The following is a 16,433-nucleotide window of genomic DNA, read 5'->3' on the forward strand; positions in this document are numbered from 1 at the left end:
CGGCGCGCGCAGCCACCCCGCGCCGCCGCCGGTCCAGGCCGAGCTCGCGGTCGGGCCGCTCCCGCCCGGCCCGCGTCCATCCGCCAGCGCCGCCAGCCGCGGTCCCTGGTGGGCGCCGCTGCTGGGCAAGCTGCTGGAACCGTGGATCGGCCTGACCATCGAGCCCGCGGCGCCGGCCGACCTGGTGGACCCGCGCCCGGTCTGCTACGTGCTCGAGGATTACGGCCTGTCCAACGCGCTCGTGCTCGAGCGCGCCTGCCGCCAGGCCGGGTTGCCATCGCCGCTGCGGCCGTTGCCGGGCGATCCACTGGGGCGCAAGCGCGCGTATGTCGCGCTGTCGCGGCGCAATGCCGGCAGCACCCTCAACCGCGCCGCGCAGCTGGCGCAGAACAAGCCGGCGCCGCCGGTGAAGCGGCATTCGGATTCGCTCGCGCGGCTGCTGCAGGCCCATCGCGAGGATCCGGCGCTGGACGTGCAGCTGGTGCCGGTATCGATTTTCATCGGTCGCGCGCCGGACAAGAACAGCGGCTGGTTCTCGGTGCTGTTCTCGGAAAACTGGACGCTGGTCGGACGCTTCCGTCGCCTGCTTGCGATCCTGCTCAACGGCCGCGACACGCTGGTGCATTTCGCCCCGCCGGTCGGCGTGCGCGCGGCGATCGACGAGGCGCTGCCGCCCGAGCGCACGGTGCGCAAGCTCTCGCGCGTGCTGCGCACGCACTTCAACCGCATCCGCGAGGCCATCATCGGCCCGGACCTGTCGACCCGCCGGCTGCTGATCGACAAGGTGCTGGCCTCGGACACCGTGCGCGAGGCGATCGCCGACCAGGCGCGGCGCGAGAAGGGCGGCAAGGGCGAACAGGACGCGTGGAAGAAGGCGCACGGCTACGCCTACGAGATCGCCGCCGACTATTCGCACCCGGTGGTGCGCTCGGCCAGCTTCCTGCTCACGCCGGTGTGGAACCGCATCTACCGCGGCGTGCTGGTGCACCACCTGGACAAGCTCAAGGCCGACGCGCCGGGCCGCGAAGTGGTGTACGTGCCCAGCCACCGCAGCCACATGGACTACCTGCTGCTGAGCTACCTGCTCTACACCCATGGCATCGTGCCGCCGCACATCTTCGCCGGCATCAACCTCAACCTGCCGGTGGTCGGAACGCTGCTGCGCAAGGGCGGCGCGTTCTTCGCCCGCCGCAGCTTCCGCGGCAACGCGCTGTACGCGGCGGTGTTCCGCGAATACATGGCGCAGCTCGTCGCCGGCGGCTATTCGATCGAATACTTCATCGAAGGCGGACGCTCGCGCACCGGCCGCCTGCTCCCGCCCAAGGGCGGCTCGCTGGCGATGACGGTGCGCGCCTACCTGCGCCAGCCCACGCGCCCGGTGATGTTCCAGCCGGTCTACATCGGCTACGAGAAGCTGATGGAAGGCCGCAGCTACCTCGACGAATTGACCGGCAAGCCGAAGGCGAAGGAATCGATCTTCGGCCTGCTGCTCGGGATACCGAAGGTGCTGCGGAGCAACTTCGGCCAGGTGGTGGTGAACTTCGGAGAACCCATCCTGCTCAATGACATGCTGGCCACCCACGCGGCCGGGTGGGATGGCAGCCCGGTGGCCGAGGACGAGAAGCCGGCGTGGCTGGCCGAAACCATCGACGCCGTCGCCCAGCGCATCAACGTCAACGTCAACCGCGCCGCCGACGTCAATCCGGTCAACCTGCTCGCGCTGTCGCTGCTGTCCACGCCCAAGCATGCGATGGGCGAGTCGGACCTGCTGGCACAGATCGCGTTGTCGAAGACGCTGCTGGCCGACGTGCCCTACGGCGAGCGCATCACCGTCACCCCGCACACGCCCGAGCAGATCATCGCCCACGGCGAGGAGATCGGCCTGCTGACGCGCGTCGCGCATCCGCTGGGCGATGTGCTCAGCGTGGACGACGAGACCGCAGTGTTGCTGAGCTACTTCCGCAACAACGTGCTGCACCTGTTCACCGCGTCGGCGTGGATCGCGTGCTGCTTCCTGCACAACCGGCGCATGTCGCGGCAGTCGATGCTGCGCCTGGGACAGGCGATGTATCCGTTCCTCAAGGCCGAGCTCTTCCTGCCCTGGGACGACGACGGCTTCGCCCAGCGCATCGACCGCACGATCGACGTCTTCATCCGCGAAGGGCTGTTGTCCGAAGTCGGCGAGGACGGCGGCGATATGCTTGGCCGCAACGCCGGCCAGAGCGACGAGATGTTCCGCCTGCGCGCGATCGGGCATGCGCTGCAGCAGGCATTCGAGCGCTACTACATCGCGATCTCGGTGCTGGCGAAAAACGGCCCGGGCACGCTCGGCACCGGTGAGCTGGAAAGCCTGTGCCAGCTGGCCGCGCAGCGCCTGAGCCTGCTGTACGCGCCGGCGGCGCCGGAGTTCTTCGACAAGTCGCTGTTCCGCACCTTCATCCTCAAGCTGCGCGAACTGCGCCTGGTGTGGCCCGACGGCAACAGCAAGCTGGTGTTCGACCAGCGGCTGGACACCTGGGCCCGGGACGCCAAGGTCATCCTCGGCCGCGAACTGCGGCATACGATCGAAAAAGTGAGTCCGGAAGCGGCGGCGCGCGACACCGGCGCACCGGCCGAGTAATCGGCCCGGCGCGCGCCGGGCCCCGTTGTGCAGGATCGGGGTGCCGGCGTGGGCCGGCTCAGGCCGGCTCGTCGGGGATCAGCGCCGATTCGATCCTCGCGATGGAATCCTTCAATTGCAGCTTGCGTTTCTTCAGGCGCTTGATCGCCAGTTCATCGGCATCGACCTTCGCCTGCAGGGTGGCGATGGCGACATCGAGGTCGCGATGCTCCTGCCGCAGTTCGACCACGCGCAGCGCCAGGCGCGAGAGTTCGGCGGGATCGGTCGGCTGGTTCACGCCCGCAGCTTAATGCCAAACCGCGGCGATGTTCGCCGACGGCGCGCGGCGTGCGCGGCTAGAATGGCCGCCCGTTCCGCCGCATCCGATCGCCCGCCGTGAGCACCGTCCTGCCCCTCGCCGAACCCGTCCCGCGCCGCGCCGCCCGCGCGCACGCCGACGCGCACGAACGGCACAAGCTCGCCAAGCGCCTGCGCCACCAGGTGGGCCGCGCGATCGCCGACTTCGGCATGATCGAGGACGGCGACAAGGTGATGGTGTGCCTGTCCGGCGGCAAGGACAGCTACACCCTGCTGGACATCCTGCTGCAGCTGCAGAAGAAGGCGCCGGTCCGCTTCTCGCTCACCGCGGTGAACCTGGACCAGAAGCAGCCGGGTTTCCCGGAACACGTGCTGCCCGCCTACCTGGAATCGCTGGGCGTCGACTACAGGATCCTGGAGCAGGACACCTATTCGGTCGTCACCCGCGTCGTCCCCGAAGGCAAGACCCTGTGCTCGCTGTGTTCGCGGCTGCGCCGCGGGGCGTTGTATTCGTTCGCCGCCGAGCAGGGCTATACCAAGATCGCGCTCGGCCACCATCGCGACGACCTCGTCGCCACGTTCTTCCTCAACCTGTTCTTCCACGCCAAGCTCAGCGGCATGCCGCCGAAGCTGCTCTCCGACGACGGCCGCCACGTCGTCATCCGCCCGCTGGCCTACGTGCGCGAGGACGACATCGCCGCCTATGCGCAGGCCAAGGCCTTCCCGATCATTCCCTGCAACCTGTGCGGCTCGCAGGACAACCTGCAGCGCGTGCAGGTCAAGCGCATGCTCGAGCAATGGGAGCGCGAGTCGCCGGGACGGGTCGAGATGATCGCGCGCGCGCTGGGCGACATCCGGCCCTCGCAGCTGGGCGATCCGAAGCTGTTCGACTTCCTGAACCTCGGCGCGCGCGGGGGTGCGGCACTGGCGGATGCGCACGCGTGGCTGGCGGGGGACGCAACGGGGCGCTCGGGCGACGACGAATGAGCGCGACGTTTCCACCCGGGCAATAACGCTCTTTTCCGTCCCGCTGACCGCCATCGATGTCCTTTCGCAACCTGACCCGGTTCCCGCTTCCCTGTTTCGCTCGACCGCGCCGACGATCAACCGCATTCCCGCCGTCGCGGGAATGACGGGCAATGGACATTCCCTTTTCTCTTTGCCGGACTTTCGATGTTCTTCCGCAACCTGACCCTGTTCCGCTTCCCCTCCTCGCTCGACTTCACCGACCTTGAATCGCAGCTCGACGCGCACCGGCTCAAGCCGGTCGGACCGCTGGAGATGTCCTCGCGTGGTTTCGTCTCGCCCTTCGGCCGTGATGGCGAGGCCTTGTCGCATCGCATCGGCGATGCGATCTGGCTCACCGTCGGTGGCGAGGATCGCCTGCTGCCAGGCGCCGTCGTCAACGACATGCTCGCCCAGCGGCTGGCCGACATGGAGCAGAAGGAAGGCCGCAAGCCCGGTGGACGCGCGCGCAAGCGGCTCAAGGAAGACCTCGTGCATGAACTGCTGCCGCGCGCGTTCGTGCGCCCGAGCCGCACCGATGCGCTGCTCGACCTCGAGCACGGGCTGTGCATCGTCGACACCTCCAGCCGCAAGAGCGCCGAGGGCGTCGTCGGCGAAATCCGCCACGCGCTGGGCAGCTTCCCCGCGCTGCCGCTGAATGCGGAAGTCGCGCCGCGCGCGGTGCTCACCGGCTGGATCGCCGGCGAGCCGCTGCCCGACGGCCTGTCGCTGGGCGACGAGTGCGAGCTGAAGGACGCCGCCGACCGCGGCGCGGTCGTCAAGTGCCAGCGCCACGACCTGGCCTGCGACGAGATCGGCAAGCACCTGGAGGCCGGCAAGCAGGTGACGCGGCTGGCGCTCAATCTCGACGACCACGTCTCCTTCGTGCTCGGCGAGGACCTGGTGCTGCGCAAGTTCAAACTGCTCGATGGCGCCGTCGACCAGCTCGAATCCAGCGAGCGCGACGACCTCCGCGCCGAGCTCGATGCGCGCTTCGCGCTGATGGCGGCCGAAGCCAAGCGCCTGTTCAGCGTGCTGGAGCCGGCGTTGCGGCTGAGCAAGGTCGACGCCTGACCGCGCATCGCGGCGCGATGCCCGGAATGCTCGCCCGGCGAGTGGTTATTGCCGGCATCGCGACTGCGGAGCGTGCGGCATCGATGGGGCGCAAGCGCTCCGGCAGCGCGTCGCTGCCGATGGATCAGACGATCGCATGTTTGCCTGCGAGCGCCGGCATCGTGAAGTCCACCGACGGCGCGACGCCTACAATGGCCGTCCGTAAACGCTCCCGAAGCCGATTGCATTGATCCGTCGTTTCCTCGCACCGCAGCCGCGCACGCTCGAACGCGACACGCTGGCATTCACGCTCGCCGACGGCCGCGACATCGCGGTGCAGCGCGTGCGCAACCCGCGTGCGCGGCGGCTCAAGCTCAGCGTCGACGAGCGCGGTGCGCGCCTTACGCTGCCGCCGCGCGCGAGCCTGGTCTCCGGCGAGCGGTTCCTGGCCGAGCACAGCGACTGGCTCGCCGCGCAGCTGGCGCATTACGCGCAATCGGTGCCGCTGCCGTTGCAGCGCGACGCCACCGCATCGATCCCGCTGCGCGATGCCGATGTCCCGCTGCACTGGCAGCCGGGCCGCTACGCCAGGCTGCACTGGGCCGGGGCGAGTGCGGGCCCCACGCGCGCACCGGCGCTGGCATTCGACGTCCCGCCGCGCGGCGGCCAGGCGGCCTTGCAGCGCGCCCTGCGCGATTTCTACGAGGGCGAGGCGCGCGCCGACCTCGGCCGTTGGCTGCCTCGGTACGTGCCGTCGCTGCCGCGCCCGCCGCGCCGGCTGCAGTTCAAGCGCATGAGCTCGCAGTGGGGTTCGCTGTCGCCCGACGGCAACGTGGTGCTCGACCTGTCGCTGGTGCTGGCGCGCCCGTCCGCCTTCGAATACGTGCTGGTGCATGAGTTGTGCCATCTCATCCATGCCAATCATTCGAGCAGGTTCTGGCATGAAGTCGAAACGCGCTTTCCGGCCTGGCGCGACGAACGCGCGTATTTCCATGCACACGGACGCAGGCTCAAGTCCGCACTGCGGGCGTTGCTCGACTGACGCCGGCGCCGCGATGGGGTACGCGATGGGGTATTCGCGCTCGCAATCGCGATTGCTGGAGTAGGCCAGGGATGCGGCATTCGCCGCCTGCAGCGCCCGTCGCGCGTGGCCGGCGGGCACGCGCGATTGCGTTCACAGTGGTGCGGCGAATCCGGCCGCGACACCACCAGGGGCCTCGCGTGCGTTCATTTCTCTTTCTCGTCGCGGGTGCGCTGTGCCTTGCCGGTTGCGGCAAGTCGCCGAGCGAGCGCCTGGCCGAGGCCGCGGTCTCGGCGGCGAGCGGCCACAAGGTCGAGGTCGACAAGGACGGCGGCCAGGTCACCATCAAGAGCGACCAGGGCGATCTGAAGATCGCCAGCGGCGAGTCGGCGGCCTTGCCGGCGAGCTTCCCCAAGGACGTCTACCTGCCGGCGGAGTACAGCATCGACAGCGTCATGGAGATGCCCAACGCGCAGGTCGTCTCGCTCGCCGCCAGCGGCAGTGCGGCGACGCTGTTCGCCGACGCCAGCAAGCAGATGCAGGCCCAGGGCTGGAAGCAGACCATGGCCATGCAGCAGTCCGGCAGCGCGCAGATGCTGGCCTTCGAGAAGGACCGGCGCAGCGCGATGCTGACCTTCGACGAGCAGGACGGCGCGGTGAAAGTCGGCCTGCAGCTCACCACCAGGCAGTAACGCCGCGCGCGGTCAGGCCGCGCCGGCGGTGAGGAAATCGCCGATCGCGGCGGCGACGGCGTCCGGATTTTCCATGTGCAGGTGATGCCCGCCGGCGAGGATGCGCATGTCGCCGTCCGGCAACAGCGCCGCACGATCGCGGCGCAGCGGATCGGGCAGGTAGGGCTGCGCGGGATCGGCGTAGATCACGCGGGTCGGGCAGCCGATGCCCTCGACCAGGTTGCGCACCTGCGCCTCGGTGGTGCGCAGCATCGTGGGCAGGGTCAGGCGCGGGTCGCTGCTCCAGACGTAGCCCTGCGCCGATGCATCGGCGGGCGCCGGCACCAGCCCGCGTTCGACCAGCAGCCGCGCCACCGGCTCGCTCAGGGCGTTGGCCTGCATGCGCACGCGCACCGCGGTGGCGATGTCGGGGAAGACGCGCAGGCGCTTGCCGGGCAGGGCACGCGTGGCGGCGACCGCGTCGCGCATGCGCTGCACGGTTCGCTCGGGTGTCTCGGCCAGCGCGCCTAGCGCTTCTATCGCGACGAAGCGTTCGATCCGCTCCGGGCAGGCGGCGGCGAGCAGGCTGCCGATGCCGGCGCCCATCGAATGACCAAGCAGCGCGAACCGGGGCCAGCCCAGGGCATCGGCGATGTCGAGCACGGCGTTGACCGCGCCGGCGAACGAGTAGTCTGCGCCCGCTGCCAGGTGGGCGCTGCGGCCATGGCCGGGCAGGTCCGGAACCACCAGCTCGATGCCTTGCAACAGCGGCGCCAGCGGGACGAAGCTCGCGGCGTTGTCGAGCCAGCCGTGCAGCGCCAGCACCCGGCACGCCGGCGCGGAGGGCGACGCGGTGCGTAGCACGCGGATCGCGCCGAGTGGAATCGTGAGCGTGTCTTCGCGCAACACCTCGCGCGATGCAGGCACGGGCGCATCGCTCATGCCCAGGCCTCGAGTTCAAGCTGCAGCAGCGCCGCCAGCGCATCGGCGTGCGCGGGTGAGGCATTCAGGCAAGGGATGGCGCGCAGCTCGCCACCGCGCGCAGCGACGTGCTCGGCCAACTGCATCGCGATCTCCTCCAGCGTTTCCAGGCAGTCGACGGCAAAACCCGGGCAGGCGACATCGATCCGGCGCACGTCGCGTGCCAGCAGGCCATCGAGCACCTCCAGCGTCGATGGCTGCAGCCAGCGCTCGCGGCCGAACCGCGACTGGTAGGCGAGCGTCCACTGGCCGTCGTCCAGGCCGAGCGCGGCCGCGATCGCGCACGCACTGGCCTCGCACTGGCGCGCATACGGATCGCCGCCGTCGACGACACGTTGCGGCAGCCCATGCAGCGATAGCACCAGGTGCGCGCCGCGCCCATGCGCCTGCCAGTGCGCGCGGATCGAACCGGCGACGGCGGCGACCCAGCGCGGATCGAGGTGGTAGTCGTGGACCATCCGGACGTCGACATCGCGGCAGTCGGCCAGCGCGTCGGCGACCGACGCGGTGGTGGTGGTCGAATACTGCGGATACAACGGCAACACCAGCACCCGCGTCGCCCCGTCGGCGCGCAGCCCGGCCACGGTGGCGGCGATCGCCGGCGCGCCATAACGCATCGCGTCGGCCACCCGCATCGCCGGCAAGCGCGCTTGCAGCGCAACGGCAAGGTCATGCGTGTATACCGCCAGTGGCGAACCACGGTCGAGCCAGATCGCGGCGTACTTGGCGGCGACGCGTTTGCCGCGCAGCGGCAGGATCACGCCGTGCAACAACGGCCACCACAGCCAGCGCGGAATCTGCACCACCCGTGGATCGCCGAGGAACTCGCCGAGATAGCGGCGCACCGCGCGCGGCGTGGGTGCCGCAGGCGTGCCGAGGTTGACCAGCAGCACGGCCGTCGTGGGGGAGTCGGGCATCGCACTAGCATGGCAGCGCCGGCGCGCGAGGGCTACACGCATGCGCTGGATGACGCTGTCGCCGCAGAGGTCACGCGTTTTCAACGCAGGCCTTCGTAGGGTCGTGGTTCCCTCCCGCCCGAGCATTGCCATGGCCAGCAGGAAGACCGCCACCCGCACCCAGGCCGCACGTTCCCCCGTGTCCGGCGCGTCGACCGCGACCGGCACCCGCAGCTCGGGCAACACAGGCAAGACCGGGGAAGGCACGCGCACTGCATCGAAGCAGCAGGCGATCCAGCGCCAGGCGGATGCCTTGAATGCGGCGCGCAAGGCGGCCAGCTCCAGCGGCAAGCAGGGAGCGGCGCAGAAGCCGTCGGCCAAGACGGCATCCAAACAGGCCACCCCCAAACAGCCGGCCAGCAAGCAGGCGTCGAAAAGCGCCGGCAAGTCCGCGAAGAAGACCCCCGTCCAGGCCGGATCCCGGCGGCAGCCGCAAAACCCCCTGCCCAGGCAGCATCAGCGCAAGCCGGGCAGCGAAGCGGCGCTGGATCCGCAGCCGCGCTTCCTCGCCCCCGATTACGCCGGCAGCGGCAAGCTCGCCGGCATGACCGCGCTGATCACCGGCGGGGATTCGGGCATCGGGCGCGCGGTGGCGGTGCTGTTCGCACGCGAAGGCGCCGACGTCGCGGTGGTCTACCTGAGCGAGGAAGACGATGCGAAGACAACCCAGCGCCATGTCGAGCGCGAGGGGGCGCGCTGCGTGCTGATCGCCGGCGACGTCAAGGATCCGGCCTTCTGCCGGCAGGCGGTGGAGGAAACGGTCGACGCCCTCGGCGGGCTCGACATCCTGGTCAACAACGCCGCCTTCCAGATGCACAGCAAGTCGCTGGAGGACCTCACCGAATCGCACCTGCAGGAGACCCTGCAGACCAACATCGGCGGCTACTTCCATATGGCGCGCGCGGCGCTGCCGCACCTGCGCGAAGGCGGCAGCATCATCAACACCGGTTCGGAAACCGGCTTGTTCGGCAGCAAGGAACTGCTCGACTACTCCGCGACCAAGGGCGCGATCCACGCCTTCACCAAGTCGCTGGCCAGCAACCTGCTCGAGCGCGGGATCCGCGTCAACGCCGTCGCGCCGGGCCCGGTGTGGACGCCGCTGAATCCAGCCGACCAGACCGCCGACAAGGTGTCGAAATTCGGCCAGGACAGCGACATGGGCCGACCGGCGCAGCCGGAGGAGATCTCTCCGGCCTACGTCTTCCTCGCCTCGCCCGCGTGCGCGAGCTACGTCAACGGCGTGGTTCTGCCGGTGATGGGCGGCCCGCACGGCTGATGTCGCCGGCATGGCGCGACGGCGCCATGCCGCTCACGCCTGGCTCAAGGTTGCGCCACGCCATCGCCGGCACCCATGGTGAGTTCGGCCTTGTCGTTGGGCGCCATCCGGTCCCACTTGACCAGGTATTCGCGGCGTTTGTTCTCGATGCTCGGACGATTGGCGACGAACCACGCGTCGGCGCGGTCGGTCCGCTCGACCCATTCGCAGCCGGCCTTCCAGTCGGCAAGGTCAGGCGATTGCAGGTTGTACTGGTCGTCGGAAGTCGCATGGATCGGCAGCAGCGAAAAGCGCGCCTTCCACACTCCCGGCCGCACACGCAGCACCGCGTAATAGGTCTTGCCGGCGTCGAACGTGGCATCCATGAAATCGGCGTTCTCGGCAACGACCATGAAACGATGCTGGCCGGGGTCGACCTGATATGCGATTTCGTCGTGCGGGCCGAGCACGCCGATCAGGGTCGTCTGATCGCCGGTAATGTCGTACGTCGATGCGGCGATCGCGCCGCCCGCACGCGATGGCCGAAGGATCACGAGCATCGCCTTGCCGGCCTCCAACTGGGGAGCCTGCTGCTGCGCCGCCGGTTGCATGAGCTTGTTGGAATGCGCATGGGCCGGCGTCGATGCCAGCGCCACGCTTGTGAGCAGGATCCCGAAAAACGCCTTCATGCTTTCCCCTTGGCCTGGTTGGCGGCCGCCGTCCCCGGCGGTCCAGCCATCTATCCCGTCGGTGCGGCCGGTACTAGCCCATCGCGCCGTTGACCCCGATCACCTGCCCGTTGATGTAACCGGCGGCGTCCGAGCACAGGAAGCGCACCAGTGCGGCGACTTCGTCGGGCGTGCCGGCGCGACCGGCCGGGACCAGCGCCTTGACCTGGTCGGGGCCGAAGCTGTCATCGGCCATGCGTCCCTGGATCACGCCGGGCGCCACGACGTTGACGGTGATCCCGCGCGAGGCCATCTCGCGCGCCAGCGACTTCGACGCCCCGTGCAGCGCGGACTTCGCGGCGGCGTAATTGACCTGGCCGCGGTTGCCGAGCACCGCGGCGACCGACGAGACGCTGACGATCCGACCCCAGCGCGTGCGCGCCATCGGCAGCAGCAACGGCTGGGTGACATGGAAGAAGCCGTGCAGCGAGACGTCGATGACGCGCTTCCATTGCGCGTCGCGCATCCCGGCCATCGGGGCGTCGTCGTGGATGCCGGCGTTGTTGACCACGACCTGGATCGGGCCCGCGGCAAGCAGCGCATCGATCGCGGCGTGCGTCGCATCGCCGTCGGCAACGTCGAAGGCGACCGCTTGGGCGCTGCCGCCGCCTGCGGTGATGTCATCGACGACCGACTGCGCGCGCGCAAGGTTGCCATTGGCGTGGACGACGACATGCAGCCCGTCGGCGGCGAGCTGGCGGCAGATCGCGCCGCCGATGTCGCCGCTGCCGCCGGTGACCAGGGCGCGGCGCAATGTGTGTTCTGGCATGGGTCGTTCGACTCGGTGCCCTTCTCCCAAAGGAAGAAGGTGGCGCGCAGCGCCGGATGCGGGACGATGGCTCTGCAACAGTGCGGCGCGATCTTAGCGTGCCGCCACGCGCCCCTCACCCCAGCCCCTCTCCCATCGGGAGAAGCGGCTAGCTGCCCGGGGACGCGGCTCTGCCTTCTCCCTCGGGGAGCGTGGCCTGCAGCATCACCGCCGCGCGGCCTTCGGCCAGCAGCGCGTCGCCATGCACGATGCGGAAGGCGTACTGCCAGCCCGCGTCGCCGTCGGTCAGCACCTCCGCGTGGCATTCCAGCACGCCCGGCAGGTCGTCGATCCGCGCCACGTGCAACGCGATGCCGCGCAGCGCCACCAGCAGGCCGGGTTTTGCGCGACCGCCAGCCGCGCGCGCGCGCAGGCCGCCGTGCACCGCCATCGTCTGCGCGCCGTATTCGCACAGGTGCAGCGCGCGCAGGCGTCCCGCGCTGCGCAGCGGGTGGGCCGGGTCGCGATGGTTGTGCGCGGCGACGTGGATGCGGCGGGCATCCCACGCGCGCACTTCGTCCCACAGGCACATCGCGCCCTGGTGCGGGACCAGCGACAGGATGGCCTCGCGTCCGATCGGTGCGTCGCCATCCGTCGCAGGCGGGCACGCTGCGCCTGCCACGCGCATGTCCTCAGGCGCCATCGCCGGCCACCGCCGGTCGCCGGGTCACCAGCAGCGCCAGCACGAAGTTGCCGAACACACCGATCGCCACCGTGCTGCCGATCGCGCGCAGCACCGGGATCGACGACAGCGCCAGCAGCGCGAACACCAGCAGCGTGGTCAGGCTGCACACGATCACCGCGTGCAGCGTGCGCAGCTGCTCCTCGCGGCTGTCGCCGGCATGGTCGAAGAACAGGCCGTAATCCAGCCCCAGGCCCGCGGCGAGGATCAGCGCGACCAGGTGGAACAGGTTCAGCTCCACCCCAAAGCCGCGCAATACGGCCAGGATCAGCAGCGTCGTCAGCGCCATCGGCGCCAGCACCCGCAACACGCGACGCGGCTGCCGCAGCGCGAGCCACACCGTCGCCACCAGCAGCAGCGCGGCGATCGCCAGCGCGAACAACACCCGCTGCCGGTACTCGACCACCAGCGATTCGGAGGCCTGCTTGAGATCCAGCAGTTGCGCGCCGTGCGCGGCGGCCACCCGTGCGACCGCCGCCGGGTCGCGCAAGCCACTCAGCGAGATCAGCGCGGTGGCGTGGTCGGCGCGCTGCAGCAGCAGCCCGGACACGCTGGTCGCCAGCGGCGTGCCGGCAAGATCACGCGCGGTCAGCGGCGGCGCGCGTTTGGCGACCGCGACGTCGTGCAGGAAATCGGCAAACACATCCGGCCGGAACGGCGTCTGCGCGACGGCCTCGGCCAGCGCCGCCTCCAGCGTCGCCGTATCCGGCAGCGCCGCCTGCCGCGCGCGCTGGGTCGCGGCGCTGGGCAGGTAGCGCGCGGCGAGGTCGTAGCCGTCCAGCGCACGCCGGGTGACCAGCGCATCGAGTGGCGAGCGCAGGCGTTCGCTGGCCCGCAGCGCAGCCTCGCCATCGCGGCCGGCGACCGCGATCACGTAGCGCACGTCGGGCGCGCCGAGTGCGCCGCGCAGGCGGGCATCGCGCGCCATCGCGTCCGGTGGCACCGGCGTGAGTTTCGACAGGTCGTTCTGCCAGAACGCGCCCGGCGCGAACGCCAGCACCGCGACCGCAATCGCCGCCAGCACGAACAGCGAAGCGCGCGGACGCGGCAGCCGCGTGGTCCACGCCCACACCTGCTGCAGGCGCCGGGAATCGGCGACATCGTGCGGCCGCGGGTCGATCAACGACGGCAGCAGCAGGCGCGTGGTGAGCGCGGCGGTGGCCAGCCCGGTGATCGTGAACACCGCCAGCTGCTGCAGGCCATCGACGCCGGAGGCGAGGAAGGTGACGTAGGCGATGCAGGTCGAGGCGACGCCGGTCGCCAGCGTCGGCCACAACTCGCGCGCGCCCTGACGTGGCGAGAGCCCCGCGTGCTGGTGGCTGAAAAGATGGATCGGGTAGTCCTGCACCACGCCGATCAGGGTGAAGCCGAAGGCCACCGTGATCCCGTGCACGCCGTCGAACAGCAACGCCACCGCGCCCAGCCCCGCCAGTCCCGCGCTGGCCAGCGGCAGCACGCCCAGCAGCGGCGCCTTCCAGCTGCGATAGGCGAACCACAGCAGCAGCACCAGGCTGATGGTGTCGACGGTGCCGATCCAGCCGGCCTCGCGTTGCGTGCGATTGCCGATCTCCACCGAGATCGCGCCCGGTCCGCTGAGGCTCAGTCGCGATCCGCTCTTCGCCTTGACCGCGGCGAACGCCTGCCCGATCGCGTTCACCGCCGCCTGCTGCCCGGTGGGATCGAAGCCGGGCGCGATGGTCTCGGCCACCAGCAGCGCCTGCGTGCCGGCGCGGTCGAACCAGACATCATGCAGGCGCTGCGGCGCGTTGGCCGGCTGCCAGGATTCGGCAAGCTTGAGGGTTTCCAGCGTCGGATCGGACGACACCAGCGGTTCGACCAGCGACGCCGCCGGCGAGCCGAGGTCCTCGACCCGCGCGTCCAGCGCGTCGCGCAGCGTGGACGCATCCAGCGCCTGCGTGTCCAGCGTGTCCGACAGCAGGTAGCGATACGGACGCAGCCGTGCGGGAATCGCGTCGAGCCCGACATCGCCGTTGGCGACCAGCGCGAACTGCGGATCCGCCGCCAGGCGCTTGCGCAGCGCCTGCGATTGCCGCGCCAGTTCCTGCGGCGGCGCGCCCGACAGGCCCACCAGCAGCAGGCGCGAACCCGGACCCTCGCCGAGTTCGTCCATCAACAGTTTCTGCGCCGGGGTGTGCGGCGACGGCATGAACTTCCGCAGATCCCCGCTCAGGTGCAGGTGCTGCCCGACGAGCCAGCCGGCGCCGAGCAGCAAGGCCAGCCACAGCAGTGCGAGCAGCAGGCGGTGGGTCGAGGTCAGGGCGGTCATCGGCGCTCGCGCGTGGACATCGCCGGGCGGCGAAAGCGTGGATTGTGCCGCAGCGGCGCCGCCAGGCCATCATCGCCGCGCGGATCGGACGTTGGGCCGCGCCGGGCGGCTGCGATGGAAACTGCGAAGCTCGCGCCTGCTTACGTCACCGCGCTGCGTTGGCCGAAGCGGTCAACCCTGGCCGTGGCACAGCGTCGCCAGCGCGGCGCTGGTGCTGGCTCCGGCGGCATCGGCCGCGGCCCCTGCCAGCAGCGTGCGCTGGACCTCGCTGCCGGCAGCCGGCGTGGTCTCGATGCAGCGCAGTTCCGCGCCGCGCCCATACAGGGTGATGTCGCGCACCTTGGCCGCGAACCCAGCGTCCTTGGGTGTCAGCGTCAGCGTCCAATGCTGGCGGACGCCCTCGCTGGCGAGCCGGTAATGCTGCTCGAGCTGCGTGCGGTCGCCCGACAGCAGCGCTCCGAAACCGGCCTGCAGGCCGGCCAGTTCCGGCACCCGGGCCAGCGAGAACGTGCGCGGCGCCTTGCCGTTGCGCGCGATGCTGACGTTGCCGTCGCGGATCGTGGTGGTCTCGACGTAGGGCGCCTGAACCTCGCGCACCAGCGTGTCGGCGGCCGGTCTGCGGTATTCGCCCTGGATGCGCAAGGGCGCTTTGAGCAGCTTCGAATCGCGCAGCTCGACGAAGGCCGTGCGCGTGGGCGCCGGCCGCGCCAGGTGCGACAGGATCCAGCCGGTGTCGACCGCGTCCCCGCCGGCCTCAGGCGCGGCGCAGAGCGGTGCCATCGCCAGCACGCTCGCCGACAGCAGCATCGACGTGAGCGCGCGGCGCAGCGGCGGGCGACGGGGCGTCGGGATTCCAGAAGTCATAGAAGTTGAACCAGTTGTAGGGGGCCAGGCGCGCGTAATGTTCCAGCCGCGTGGCGTAACGGCGGATAAGCGCCGCCAGCGCCTGCGCCCGCTCGGCGCGCGGGATGTGCAGGCCATCGCTGAAGGTCTCGAAGGCTAGCTCGTAGCGGTTGCGGCCCCGATACAGGCCGAACGCCAGCACCACCGGTACGTGCAGCGCCGAGGCGATCAGCCACGGCGCGCGCGGGAATGGCGCCTCGCTGCCCAGGAACGGCACCCGCACCGCCTCGTCGCCGGGCTGCACGCGGTCGACCAGCAGCGCGACGCAATGGCCGTCGGACACCGCCTGCTGGATCGCAAGCATCAGCGACGGCCCGTCCTGCCCGGCATCGATGACGTTGCCTGCGATCACCGGGTCCAGCGCATCGAGCAGCTGCGTCATCGCCGGATTGTGGCTGGTGTCCATCACCACGCGGATGACGTAGTCCGGGCGCGCGCGCGCCAGCACCCGCATCACCTCGAAGCTGCCCAGGTGCGAGCCGAACAGCAGCACGCCCTGGCGCTTGTCCAGCTGAGCGTGCACGTCGTCCAGGCCGTGCAGGGTGAAGTCGAACTGCCGCAGCCGGCCGCTGAGCAGGAACACGCGATCCAGGATGGTCGACGCGAAGGTGTGGATGTGGCGCGCGCCATCGCGCCAGGTCGAAGGCCGGTCGAGCACGCGTTCGAGATAGCCGATCGAGGCGCGCCGCTCCGGCCCGCGCACCAGCAGGAAATACAGCGTGATCGGTCCCAGCAGCAGGCGCGCGACGCGGCGCCCGCAATAGCGCGCGATGCAGCGGATCAGCCAGATCGCGAAGCGGCCGCCGCCTTCGGGGCGCTGCTTCCACTGCGGGCCTGACTGCGTGTCGGCCCTCATGCGCAGACCTCGCCGCTGGCCAGCAGCGTGTCGCCGCGCACTACCCGGAAGCGCCAGCGCGGCGCCTCGCCGGTGACGACGATGTCGGCCGCTTCGCCGGGCAACAGCGGCTGGGCGAACTTCACCTGCGGCAGGCGCAACGGGCCCAGCGGGCCGTGCGCGGCCTCGATGGCGTCGAGCACGCGCTCGATCACCACCACGCCGGGCACGATCGGGCGGCCGGGAAAGTGCCCCGGCAGGCTGGGATGGTCGGCGGGAATGATGAACGACATGACGGACGAACCCCTGTGCGCGCGCAGCATGAGGGCCG

The 16,433-nt window shown here is 70.3% G+C and carries 16 protein-coding genes; 6 read left to right on the forward strand and 10 right to left on the reverse strand.

Annotated features, from left to right (window positions below):
- On the forward strand, positions 1-2,620 hold a 2,620-nt coding region (gene plsB / locus G7B67_RS08430), incomplete at its 5' end, for a glycerol-3-phosphate 1-O-acyltransferase PlsB (protein ID WP_166210805.1).
- A gap of 58 nt (positions 2,621-2,678) precedes the next feature.
- On the opposite strand, the gene G7B67_RS08435 is transcribed toward plsB, so the two are convergent.
- Entirely contained in the window at positions 2,679-2,897 is a 219-nt protein-coding gene (locus G7B67_RS08435; RefSeq protein WP_166210808.1) for a YdcH family protein, read from the reverse strand.
- A gap of 110 nt (positions 2,898-3,007) precedes the next feature.
- Here G7B67_RS08435 and ttcA point away from each other — a divergent pair, with 110 nt between their 5' ends.
- From ttcA to G7B67_RS08455, 4 genes are all read left to right on the forward strand, one after another.
- The gene (ttcA, locus tag G7B67_RS08440; protein WP_243412303.1) at positions 3,008-3,904 is read left to right on the forward strand and encodes a tRNA 2-thiocytidine(32) synthetase TtcA; all 897 of its coding nucleotides are present in this window, start codon (positions 3,008-3,010) and stop codon (positions 3,902-3,904) included.
- Positions 3,905-4,090: 186 nt separating this feature from the next.
- Positions 4,091-4,996: a recombination-associated protein RdgC gene (locus G7B67_RS08445; protein ID WP_166210814.1), complete on the forward strand. Its 906-nt coding sequence runs from the start codon at positions 4,091-4,093 to the stop codon at positions 4,994-4,996.
- A gap of 226 nt (positions 4,997-5,222) precedes the next feature.
- Positions 5,223-6,017: a YgjP family zinc-dependent metalloprotease gene (locus G7B67_RS08450; RefSeq protein ID WP_425482428.1), complete on the forward strand. Its 795-nt coding sequence runs from the start codon at positions 5,223-5,225 to the stop codon at positions 6,015-6,017.
- A 179-nt stretch (positions 6,018-6,196) separates the two neighbouring features.
- Complete coding sequence (locus G7B67_RS08455; protein ID WP_166210817.1) at positions 6,197-6,688, forward strand: hypothetical protein; 492 nt, start codon at positions 6,197-6,199, stop codon at positions 6,686-6,688.
- Between the two features lie 12 nt (positions 6,689-6,700).
- Here the strand turns inward: G7B67_RS08455 and G7B67_RS08460 are convergent, their stop codons facing one another.
- Positions 6,701-7,609, reverse strand: a complete 909-nt coding sequence (locus G7B67_RS08460; protein ID WP_166210820.1) for an alpha/beta fold hydrolase — start codon at positions 7,607-7,609, stop codon at positions 6,701-6,703.
- A complete protein-coding gene (gene hemH / locus G7B67_RS08465) occupies positions 7,606-8,565 on the reverse strand; it encodes a ferrochelatase (protein ID WP_166210823.1) in 960 nt (319 codons plus the stop codon). Before hemH ends, G7B67_RS08460 begins: the two co-directional genes overlap by 4 nt.
- Before the next feature lie 130 nt (positions 8,566-8,695).
- Here hemH and G7B67_RS08470 point away from each other — a divergent pair, with 130 nt between their 5' ends.
- Positions 8,696-9,880, forward strand: coding sequence for an SDR family oxidoreductase (locus G7B67_RS08470; protein ID WP_166210826.1), 1,185 nt, complete (start codon positions 8,696-8,698; stop codon positions 9,878-9,880).
- A 44-nt stretch (positions 9,881-9,924) separates the two neighbouring features.
- Here the strand turns inward: G7B67_RS08470 and G7B67_RS08475 are convergent, their stop codons facing one another.
- The 7 genes from G7B67_RS08475 to G7B67_RS08505 all read right to left on the reverse strand — a co-directional run bounded on the left by G7B67_RS08475 (position 9,925) and on the right by G7B67_RS08505 (position 16,395).
- Positions 9,925-10,548 (reverse strand): hypothetical protein, encoded by a 624-nt coding sequence (locus G7B67_RS08475; RefSeq protein ID WP_166210829.1) that lies wholly within the window; start codon positions 10,546-10,548, stop codon positions 9,925-9,927.
- A gap of 73 nt (positions 10,549-10,621) precedes the next feature.
- Positions 10,622-11,356, reverse strand: a complete 735-nt coding sequence (fabG, locus tag G7B67_RS08480; RefSeq protein ID WP_166210832.1) for a 3-oxoacyl-ACP reductase FabG — start codon at positions 11,354-11,356, stop codon at positions 10,622-10,624.
- A 148-nt stretch (positions 11,357-11,504) separates the two neighbouring features.
- Positions 11,505-11,972 carry a hotdog family protein gene (locus tag G7B67_RS08485; protein ID WP_484482027.1) on the reverse strand — a complete coding sequence of 156 codons (468 nt, stop codon included), beginning with the start codon at positions 11,970-11,972 and terminating at the stop codon, positions 11,505-11,507.
- 55 nt (positions 11,973-12,027) lie between these two features.
- Complete coding sequence (locus tag G7B67_RS08490; protein ID WP_166210837.1) at positions 12,028-14,364, reverse strand: MMPL family transporter; 2,337 nt, start codon at positions 14,362-14,364, stop codon at positions 12,028-12,030.
- 171 nt (positions 14,365-14,535) lie between these two features.
- Positions 14,536-15,171 carry a LolA-related protein gene (locus G7B67_RS08495; RefSeq protein ID WP_341480466.1) on the reverse strand — a complete coding sequence of 212 codons (636 nt, stop codon included), beginning with the start codon at positions 15,169-15,171 and terminating at the stop codon, positions 14,536-14,538.
- A complete protein-coding gene (locus G7B67_RS08500; RefSeq protein WP_166210840.1) occupies positions 15,119-16,123 on the reverse strand; it encodes a lysophospholipid acyltransferase family protein in 1,005 nt (334 codons plus the stop codon). Before G7B67_RS08500 ends, G7B67_RS08495 begins: the two co-directional genes overlap by 53 nt.
- Positions 16,120-16,395: an ApeI family dehydratase gene (locus tag G7B67_RS08505; RefSeq protein WP_166210843.1), complete on the reverse strand. Its 276-nt coding sequence runs from the start codon at positions 16,393-16,395 to the stop codon at positions 16,120-16,122. Before G7B67_RS08505 ends, G7B67_RS08500 begins: the two co-directional genes overlap by 4 nt.
- Between the last annotated feature and the right edge of the window lie 38 nt (positions 16,396-16,433).

This window comes from Cognatiluteimonas telluris (genome assembly GCF_011320095.1).
GTDB classification, from domain to species: domain Bacteria; phylum Pseudomonadota; class Gammaproteobacteria; order Xanthomonadales; family Xanthomonadaceae; genus Cognatiluteimonas; species Cognatiluteimonas telluris.

Coding starts and splice junctions, on each gene's coding strand:
- G7B67_RS08500 (WP_166210840.1), bottom strand. CDS start 16,123: ATGAGGGCCGACACGCAGTCAGGCCCGCAGTGGAAGCAGCGCCCCGAA.
- G7B67_RS08495 (WP_341480466.1), bottom strand. CDS start 15,171: ATGCTGCTGTCGGCGAGCGTGCTGGCGATGGCACCGCTCTGCGCCGCG.
- G7B67_RS08445 (WP_166210814.1), top strand. CDS start 4,091: ATGTTCTTCCGCAACCTGACCCTGTTCCGCTTCCCCTCCTCGCTCGAC.
- G7B67_RS08460 (WP_166210820.1), bottom strand. CDS start 7,609: ATGAGCGATGCGCCCGTGCCTGCATCGCGCGAGGTGTTGCGCGAAGAC.
- G7B67_RS08470 (WP_166210826.1), top strand. CDS start 8,696: ATGGCCAGCAGGAAGACCGCCACCCGCACCCAGGCCGCACGTTCCCCC.
- G7B67_RS08505 (WP_166210843.1), bottom strand. CDS start 16,395: ATGTCGTTCATCATTCCCGCCGACCATCCCAGCCTGCCGGGGCACTTT.
- hemH (WP_166210823.1), bottom strand. CDS start 8,565: ATGCCCGACTCCCCCACGACGGCCGTGCTGCTGGTCAACCTCGGCACG.
- fabG (WP_166210832.1), bottom strand. CDS start 11,356: ATGCCAGAACACACATTGCGCCGCGCCCTGGTCACCGGCGGCAGCGGC.
- G7B67_RS08475 (WP_166210829.1), bottom strand. CDS start 10,548: ATGAAGGCGTTTTTCGGGATCCTGCTCACAAGCGTGGCGCTGGCATCG.
- G7B67_RS08490 (WP_166210837.1), bottom strand. CDS start 14,364: ATGACCGCCCTGACCTCGACCCACCGCCTGCTGCTCGCACTGCTGTGG.